Raw genomic sequence first — 8,534 nt, forward strand, 5'->3', positions numbered from 1 at the left:
AAGTGCGCAGAGCGCCCTTGCCAACTATGAGACTCTTCTCACCGCGAGCGCGGCGCACCGCGCGCTCATCCGAGGTGCTTCATGCGGCGAAACCACACCGGCAGCGCCGCAACGAGGTGCGCGAGAGCCGTCAACGCGACCATGGAGTACACCACGACGAACACCGGCGGTGCTCCCCACAGCACGAACGAGAGACACCAGACCCCGTAATCGACAGGGAGCCCGAGGATCGATCGCAGCGGCGACGATCCTCCCGCCTCCGCCGCCTGGGCCACGCCGGCGCGAGCGCGCAGCAGATCGTTCAGGATCATCCCGAAGAACGCGACCGTTGCAACGATCGCGAAGCCCAGCGGTACCAGGATCCACGCCACCGGCGCATCGAAGAAGCGGAACGCCCCGACGGCGACCGCCACGTGCAGACTGACCAGCTTGGCCGCATCGACCACGTGATCGAGCCACTCGCCGGCCAGAGACCCTCCGCCGCGCAGCCGGGCGACCTGCCCGTCTGCGCTGTCCCAGGCGTAGCCGGCGGCGAGCAGCAGCCAGACGACGACGCCGAGGAGCAACGACGGAGGTACCGTCGCGAGAAGGACGATCCCCGTGAAGGTCAGCCCGGCACTGACGGCAGTCACCTGATTGGGTGTCAGCCCGACCGCGTACGCGCCGGCCGCGATGACCCGGCCCACCGGACGGTTGACGTAGAGCGAGTACGCCGGAGCTCCGCGTCCCCGGCCCTTCTGCGCGGCGCCGAGCTGCGCGTAGGCCGCTGCGACGGTCACGGCACCACGACCTTCGCCTGGAAGTCATCCACGAGCACGACGAACGGCAGGCCCGTGAAGCCCGTGCCCGCGTAGGTGGTGAAGCCGGTGAAGCCCGCCGACTGCAGCGCCGCCGTGGTGTCGGTGGTGCTCAGCTGCCATGCCGAGGGCTCCGCGGTGCCCGCGGGCCAGATCTTGCTGCGCAGAGCGGTCGTCCCCGTACCGTCCACCTGCACGCGCACGGTGTACACGGTGTTGGCCGCGAGGGTGAATCCGGGAAGATCGAGCGAGGACAGCACCATGCCGCCGCGCGCGAGCTGCGCCTGCACGCCACCACCCGGCGCGATGACCCACCGCGCGCGGTAGTCGTCCGACCCCACGACGCGGCCGAGGGCGGAAACGTACATGCGCGCTCCGGTCGGGAGCGCCGGCAGTGCGAACCCGAAGGTGAGATCGGTGCTCGCCGAGGTCGTCGCGTTCAGCGTCGCCGAGCGCGTCTGTCCCGCGGCCTGCGAGGTGAGCTTCGCCCTTCCTGCGTCGATCGCGACGTTGGCGGTGCCCGAGGTCTGGGTCCAGGTGCCGCCCACGACCGCCGCGCCCAGCGCAGTGCCGGAGGCTCGACCGAAGTCGTCGGCCGCGAACGGCGCAGCCGCGGGGGCGGCGACGGTGACGGCGCTCGTCGTCGTGCCTGTCGCCCCCTTGTCGTCGGTCACGGTGAGCTTCACCGTGTACGTTCCCGATGCCGCGTAGGCGTGTGTGGCCGTGACCCCTGTGCCGCTCGTCCCGTCGCCGAAGTCCCACGCGTAAGCGGATACGGTGCCGTCGGCATCCGTCGACGCAGACCCGTCCACGGCGATCGACAGTCCCGAAGGCGTCGCCGTGAAGGCCGCGGTCGGTGCCTGGTTCGGCGGTCCCGCCGGCGCGGTGACCGTCACCGATGTCGACGCGCTCCCCGTCGCACCCTTGTCGTCCGTGACGGTGAGTTTCACCGTATAGGTGCCCGCGGTGGCGTAGGTGTGCGAGGCAGCCGCTCCCGTGCCCGATCCCCCGTCGCCGAAGTCCCAGGCATATGCCGACACGGTCCCGTCCGCATCGGAGGACGCGGACCCGTCGACGGCGACCGACAGCCCCGAGGGGGTCGCCGTCACCGCGGCGACGGGCGGCTGGTTCGCAGGGGCGGTCCCCGCGGACGATCCCGTCCAGAAGTTGTCGAACCCGGTCTCGAACGGAACGTTCGTCGCTCCCCCGCCGAGGTAGACGCCCAGCCCGACCGAGCCGGCCGCCTGCAGTGCGGCGGTGGCGTCGCTCGCCGTCGCGGTCCATGCCGCCGGTTCGGCGGTGCCCACCTTCCAGACCTTGACGCGCAGCGCCGTCGGTGCCGTGCCGACCGCCTCGACACGGACGTGCAGCGCATCGCCCGCAGCGACGTTCAGCGTCGTGCCCACATTGGTGAGCGTGGTCGTCGTCTGCAAGAGCTGCACGGTCACCCCGCCCGACGGGGCGATGATCACGCGCGCACGATAGTCGACGGCGCCGACGCGCCGTGCGTGCACCGTCGCATACGCGCTGGCGCCCACCGGCCTCTGAGCGAAGCTGATGTCGACGTCTACCGCGGTGTCGGTCGAGGACACCCCCGTGAGGTATGCGTAGCGCTGCGCCGTGGCGGACGGCTGAACGAAGACGGCCTTCGTCCCATCGACCCGGTAGTTGGATGCCGTGTTCGACAGTGTCCATGCGCCGCCGTTGTCTGCGGCGCCGAGGCCGGATGCCACCATGCGGTTGAACGAGTCGTTGGCATACGTCGCTCCCACGACAGGTGCCGTCACCGTCACGGGGATCGCCTGAGTCGCCGTCGCACCATCGTTGTCGGTCACGGTGAGCGTGACCGTGTACGAGCCGGCGGCCGCGTACGCGTGGGATGCCGTCGCTCCGGCTCCCGCGGGGGTCCCGTCGCCCCAATCCCACGCGTAGGAGGTGACCTGACCGTCACCGTCGGTCGATCCACCGCCGTCCACGGAAATGGTCAGGTCCGCCGCCGTCGAGGTGAAGGACGCGGCGGGCGCCTGGTTGGCGACCGCGGTGACGGGCGTCGAGGACACACCCGTCGCCCCCTTGTCGTCGGTCACCGTGAGCGTCACGGTGTACGTGCCGGCCGCCGCGTAGGTGTGCGTTGCCGTTGCACCGGTGCCGTCCGGCGACCCGTCTCCCCACGACCAGCTGTACCCGGCGACCGTCCCGTCGCTGTCGCTCGAGCCCGTACCGTCGACCGCCACGGCGAGTTTGGTGACCGCCGAGGTGAACGACGCGGTCGGCGGAACGTTCGCCGGCGTCCCCGTCGCGCCGAGCGCGTAGTGCTGCACGACGTCGCTCGCCGCGAGCGGCATGGGATACACCGCGACCTCGTCGATCTGTCCGTCGAACTCCCAGTCACCCGGGCCCCAGGTGACGTCGCCGCCGACGTGCCAGTAGCCGGTGTAGTCCTGCGCGTTGGCCTGACCGTTCGACCCCTTCAACGCGCCGTCGACATAGAGCCTCATACCCTCGGCGCCCTGCGTGGCGACGACGTGGTGCCACGCACCGTCGTTGTAGCCCGGCGCCGTCTGGAGCGTCTCGCCGAAGCCGACCCACACGCCGTAGATCAGACTGCCGTCCGGCGTCATGTAGACGTGCCGATCGTAGTTGTTGGAGTTTCCGTCGGGGCTGTTGCCGAACCCGATGATCTTTCCGCCGGTCGTCGTCGACGTCTTGAACCAGGCCTCGAGCGAATACGAACGCGGGTTGGAGAAGGTGTTCCTGCTGATCACCTGCCCACCGGAGAACGTCGCCGCCGTGTCGCTCACTCCACTCAGCGCTCCGGCCGCACCTTGTGCGACCGCGCCGACGTAGGTGCCGGGTTGGCCGAAACCGGAGGCGTCAGCGGCGACGTTTCCGGAGCTCTCTCCGAGCCGCCAGTACAGCGACGGCTCGAGCGCGTAGACGGCGGCGCCGTAGGCATCGGCGGGCGCCGTGGCGGCGGCGAGCGTGCGCCCCGAGGCGACGTAGTGGGCGGCCACCTGCTGGCGGGTCAGGGGCGCGCCGTAGATCGCGACGTCGTCGATCGCCCCGGCGAAGAACGCGGCACCGGACCACGGGCTGTCACCGCCGACCCGCCAGTAGCCGCTGTAGGGCTGAGCGGAGGTGACGTCGGTGCGCATCGCGACGCGCACCCCGTCCACGTACAGGACCATGCCGCCCGAGCTCAGGCCGGCCGAGATCTGATGCCACTGACCGTCGTTGTACGACGCCGAGGACGTGATCGTCTGGACCGAACCGGGGTAGACACCGAAGGTGATGCGCCCGTCCGGCTCCATGTACACATGCCGGTCGTAACTGCCCGACGTTCCGGTCGAGCTGTTTCCGAACCCGACGATCTTGCCGCCTGCCGTCGTGGTCGTCTTGATCCAGGCCTCGATGCCGAAGGTGTCGGGACCTGCGATCTGCTGCGTCGTGGATGCGAATCCGGCGCTCGATCCGTCGAAGGTGGACGACGGGCGCGTGTCATTGAGCATCGCGCCGGCGCTCCCTCTGGTGACTCCGCTGTTGACCGTGAGGTCGGCGGCGCCGGCCCAGTCGTAGGACAGGGTGGAGGAGTCGTCGTCGAGCGGCCAGTAGTCCAGGGGGGTGTCGGCCAGCACGGCGTCGCGATACGCACTCGCGGTCGAGGTCCCCGTAGCAGTCACCGTCGCCGTCCCACCCAGGATGGAATGACCCTGCGCATCGGTCGCCCGCACCCGATAGGTGTACGTCGTGCCGTTGGACACCGAGTTGTCGATGTAGGCCATCGCCGCCAGACCCCAGTCGGGCGACTTCGATCGGACGTTCTCAAAGGTCTTCACGACGACGTTGTTGCGCAGCACCTCGTACGTCAGGAACTCGCTGTCACGGTCGTAGTTGAGCGGCCAGCTGACGCGGACGGATCCCCCGGACAGCGCGATCGCCGTCGCCGGCCACGCCGTGTTCCACAGCAGGGGCCCCTGCGCATTGGTCGACTTCGACGGGACCGCGAAGCGCACGAGACCCTGTTGCCCCGTGTTGTTGACGCGGGTGAACTCGCCGCCATAGACGAGGTACTGGGAGTTGCCGTTGACCGTCCAGGGTCCCTGCGAGGCGCCGCTGACCGAGCCGGCGTTGAAGCTGGGGAACCAGTGCAGCAGCCGAGGTGCCGGGTTGCCGCCGAAGTCGAAGTAGCCGTTGTTGAGCCCAGACGGCGTGATCCGGGCGGGCTCGTTCGTCACCGCGATGCCGCGGTAGAAGGTCCAGGGGTCGCTCTGGGGGAAACCGTCCTCCAGGCTGCCGCAGTAGTGCGGATGACCGGCGGCGTACACGGCGTCGCCCATGGGCTGCACGTCGTATTCATCGCCGTGGCAGTCGTTGACCCAGATGAGGTCGCCGGTGGCCCAGGAGGATCGGAAGCTGCCCTCCAGATTGCCGCCGTCGCCGAACACGTAGCCGGTGCCGTAGAACGATCCGGCACCGTCGGATTTGAGCGACATGATCGACGCGTCGAGCCCGGCGTTGCGGATCACACTGTTGGTCTGGAACGGCAGCAACGAGGCATCCGCGGCACTCACCATCGCGAGGCCGTACCCGGGGTTGCTGCTGCCGTTGAGCGTCTGGAAGTTGCCGCCGAGGACCACCTTGGTGCCGTCGGGCGAGACGACCACGACGCGACCCTGGCGTCCCTCGAGCACGGGGGCCCACGGCAGGAGCGCCCCGGCGCGTGTGACCGCGGCGGCGCCGGCGCGGTCGTTTCCCGACATGCGGCCGAAGGTGCCGGTGAGATACACCGTTTCGTTCGTCGCCGCGACGCCGGAGGTCACTCCATTGGAGTTCGGGTTGAAGGTCGAAAGGGTCCCGCTGGGCAGATCGAAGGCGGCGACGCGGTTGCGCGTCTGACCGTTGACGGTCGTGAAGTCGCCGACGATGTAGAGGCGGGTGCCGTCGGGCGACGCCTCGACCTGGCGCACCTGCGCGTTGATCGACGGCGCGAACGACGTGATGAGGTTGCCCGTCGTGATGTCGTACGCCAGGAGGTTGCTGCGCGGCGTCTCGTTCGTTCCGGCCGCCGCCCCCGCCGGGCGGGCCGAGGTGAACTTGCCCGCCGCGTAGACCACATTGCCGACGACGGCCTGGTCCCAGACGATGCCGTTGATCTGGACGGTCGGCAGCGCATCGGCCGTGACGGTCGACGGCGTGCCCTCCGGCGGACTGACATCCGCACGCGCGGGCGCAACGACGACGAGACTGCTGACGATGACGGCGGCGGCAGCCGCAAGAACCGTCGCGATGATCCGCGTCTGCTGTCCGCTGACGCCGGTACGAATGCGCACCATGACTCCCCCAGTCATCCCTCGCAGCCGGATCCCCATCCGTTGATGCCGCGAAGGCGATAATCCCCCAAGCCTCCTACGGCCGCGGGCCGACGAAGACGATGTCTGGCTCAGACGCCAGCAGGTCGACGGTAACACGGACATCCCCCTCCGCCGCAAGGGGTGCGACGAAGGTGAAATCGGCGATCGCCTCGGCGCCCGGAGCGACGGATGCCGGGAACACGCGCGCGGTCTTGTCGGTGACGGCGATGCCCGGCGTGCGATCGTCTCCCCCGTAGGTGAGGTTGACGCCCGCCGCGCCGGTGTCGATGGGTGCCGAGCCGTTGTTGACGACGCGCACCGACACGGTGATGGCGTCGCCGCTCGGCTCGCCGGGCACATCGCCCGTGAACGTGCCCGTCGTCACCGCGACGAGCTGCACCGTCGCGCCGGCCACCGCTGGTGCAGGCTGGTCGAGAGGCACCTCGGCATCCGTCGGCGGCTTGGTGATCTCGGTCGTCGAACCCGCCGCGGGTGTCTCGAACGCCGCCGGCTGCGGCGTCGGCGTCGCCCACGACGGGCTCGGAGACGCGGCCGCGGATGCGTCCGGCTGGTCCCGGCCGACCACCGCCCACACCACGCCGCCGACCAGCAGCGCCGCCACGACCACGAAAACGATCCACGGAGCGCGTCCGCGTCCGGCTGTCGACATGTCTTGTGCCATGCGAAAAGCACCTCCCCCATGTGCCCCGCGCCGCCGCGGGCCCCAGTTTCCCGCGTGCGCTCCCTCAGCGTACGCCCGGCATCGTCACAGAGCGAGCACGAGTTTGGTTCTCGTGACCCGGCGGTCCGGACGCCTGTCGCGACCTTCTGGTCAGCAACGCCGACAGCGTCACGAACAGGACGAACGGCATCGCGCTGTCGACCGTGCCGCTCTCGGTGAACGTGCGGATGACGAACATCGTGAGCAGCGGCAACAGCAGTCCGCGACGCGACGCCGCTGTGACGGCGGTGATCACGCACCACGCCACCAGCAGACCGATCAGCAGCACTCCGAGCAGTCCCGCCTGCGCCAGAAGTGAGACCCAGCTGCTGTCGAGCACCTGCGACGATCGCCACTTCTCATGGACCGCGACCTCTTTGACCGACAGACCGACGCCCAGCCAACGCTGCCACGAGGCCCAATCCCAGCCGAGGACCACCCGCCAGCCCGTGAGACGGGAATCCAACGCCGTGCTCTCCGCCGACGTGCCGCCGCGGCTGGCGAGGCCGTCGACTACGCCGGTGAAGACGATGACACCGTAGATGACGGGGACGAAGACGAGAAGGGCGTAGAGGACGCCGCGCCGACGCACGCCGTTGGTGACCAGCGCCACGATCGCGCCGAAGAGGATGCCGACGAGGGCGATGCGCGATCCTGTGGCGACCACGATCCCGAACAGGACGACGCTCGCGATCACGGCCGACACGCGCACACCGCGGCGCAGGATGAGAACGACGAGGGCGATGAGCGGAAGGGCGGCGAGTCCGGCGAGCTCGTTCGGATGGATCTCCGGGATGCCGCCGCCCAGACGGCCCTTGACCAGCGTCCGCGCGCCCGTCGCGGCGGCGACCACGGCGAGAATCCCCATCGCTGTCAGCAACGCGGCGACGGCCCGATCCCACGGCGCGTTCGTCAGCAGAAGCAGCAGGGTGGCCATGACGATGAACACCCGCACGACCAGCACGGCCGTTGCGGAGCCGTTGCCGGCGACGACACCGCCGAGGAGACTGATCATGAGGGTGACGGCGATCACCGCCGCGGGTCCGAGACCCACCGGCATCCGTCGGCGCGTGAAGAGGGTCAAGCCGACGGCCCCGCCCAGTGCGACCACGGCGATCGCGGCCTTCGCGACGACCACCGGATCGAGCCCGCCCGTGTAGAACGACTGCGGACGCCACGGGATGACGCTGACGATCACCAGCAGGAACAACGCGACGAGCGCCGCGAACCGCCGACGCGTCGGCCGCGAGGCATCCGCGTGGACGCCCCCGCGCACCCGTTGCCCGCGCATCCCGAGCCCTGCGGACGTCATGGCCGTGCGGCCGAGCCCGTTCCGGCGGTCCCCACGGGCACCGCATCGCGCCAGGTCTCGGTCACGACGCCGGACGCATGTCGGGCGGCACCGGTGAGGACGACGCCCAACGGATGCACGTCCACGAAGGAGAGCTTGGTGATGAGGGCCGACAGCGCCGATGCCGCCGTCGATCCGCTCCGCACCGCGACCACGACTCCTGTGGCGTCGTCGACGAGTTCTCGCACCACGGCGACGGATGCGGCATCCACTACCACCACGACGACGTCGACATGCGCCCGCAGGGTCGAGCGGAGAGCGGGCAGTGCGTCCTGCAGCGCTGCCGCCGCGACCGGCAGCGGATCGGCGAACTG

Annotated in this window: 5 protein-coding genes; all 5 read right to left on the minus strand. The window is 69.9% G+C overall.

Annotated features, from left to right (window positions below; all coding sequences use genetic code 11):
• Positions 1–65: 65 nt before the first annotated feature.
• Positions 66–779, minus strand: coding sequence for a CDP-alcohol phosphatidyltransferase family protein (locus tag BGN98_RS00100; protein WP_288118587.1), 714 nt, complete (start codon positions 777–779; stop codon positions 66–68).
• The gene (locus BGN98_RS00105) at positions 776–6,145 is read right to left on the minus strand and encodes a PKD domain-containing protein (RefSeq protein ID WP_288118590.1); all 5,370 of its coding nucleotides are present in this window, start codon (positions 6,143–6,145) and stop codon (positions 776–778) included. Before BGN98_RS00105 ends, BGN98_RS00100 begins: the two co-directional genes overlap by 4 nt.
• A gap of 58 nt (positions 6,146–6,203) precedes the next feature.
• Positions 6,204–6,818, minus strand: a complete 615-nt coding sequence (locus tag BGN98_RS00110; RefSeq protein ID WP_288118593.1) for a hypothetical protein — start codon at positions 6,816–6,818, stop codon at positions 6,204–6,206.
• Between the two features lie 76 nt (positions 6,819–6,894).
• Positions 6,895–8,181 (minus strand): O-antigen ligase family protein, encoded by a 1,287-nt coding sequence (locus tag BGN98_RS00115; RefSeq protein WP_288118595.1) that lies wholly within the window; start codon positions 8,179–8,181, stop codon positions 6,895–6,897.
• A partial coding sequence (locus BGN98_RS00120) for a hypothetical protein (protein ID WP_288118597.1) occupies positions 8,178–8,534 on the minus strand: 357 nt, incomplete at its 5' end. The genes BGN98_RS00115 and BGN98_RS00120, both read right to left, overlap by 4 nt.

Source organism: Microbacterium sp. 69-7, from assembly GCF_001897985.1.
In the GTDB taxonomy this organism is placed as follows: domain Bacteria; phylum Actinomycetota; class Actinomycetes; order Actinomycetales; family Microbacteriaceae; genus Microbacterium; species Microbacterium laevaniformans.